Below are 855 nucleotides of genomic sequence, written 5' to 3'. Positions count from 1 at the left end.
ACTTGGTAAACAGGCATAGAGGTGATCTCATTGAATTGATAGCACAATCAGTAGATCACAAAACTCTATGCCTGTCTTTTTTTACCTGCTCATTACTGGGGATTCCTCAGTGCATCGCGGGGTTTTTTGTTTAATTAACAGCAGATTAACTTAATTACCATGATAAATATTAACAATTAAACTATTTTATACAAAAACATACATTAAAATTAAATAAATATAAAAACCATGAAAAATTAATTAATTTACTTATATAAATAAAATTCATAAAAACATTATGAGGGTATGCTTTAAAAAACAACATGAATTCAACAAAATACAATCATTCTGAAGTGAACAGTCAAAAATCACCATAGGGTAAAATTGAGTAAATAATGATGTCATCTATCCAAAGAATAGATAAGAACTGTTGATATTTTACCTGAATTCATTTTATCATTATAAAAGTGTTGCTATACAGCTGAATAAATTGCCAAATCAATCTTGTTGTTATAGATAATTCAATGGAAGCTAAATAATAATATGAATTTGATAAATATAAAATTATTTAAAAAACACACCTCCTGAAAAAATATGAAAAATGAAATCAAATGAATTGTTTTTCATTTCAAATTTTATTATTATCAGGCTAACAAAATAAAACTAATCAGTTGCAACTTTGAATTTTAATGAAGCATTCCATATTTAGATAATAGCTAAATCTGTACGGAGAAAGGTTATTGCTTCATTTTTCGGTCGTGACGCAGATTTAGTGGTAATGATTGATCGTCAGATACCATCCGATGATCTTATCGTGCATTTCTTCTGACTTTGAGAAGCAGATAGTCTTGCGGGTCAACCGTTTAAGATGGGTTC

1 protein-coding gene is annotated in these 855 nt (G+C 28.2%); it reads right to left on the bottom strand.

The window, feature by feature from the left end; genetic code table 11:
* Positions 1-748: 748 nt before the first annotated feature.
* Positions 749-855 (bottom strand): IS1 family transposase (locus tag LPW36_RS17650; protein WP_230609480.1); only part of this gene is annotated, 107 nt, incomplete at its 5' end.

Source organism: Limnobaculum eriocheiris (assembly GCF_021010575.1).
GTDB classification, from domain to species: Bacteria; Pseudomonadota; Gammaproteobacteria; order Enterobacterales; family Enterobacteriaceae; genus Limnobaculum; species Limnobaculum eriocheiris.
Note: the sequence above shows the minus strand (reverse complement) of the source record. Positions and strands in the feature narration are given on the sequence as shown.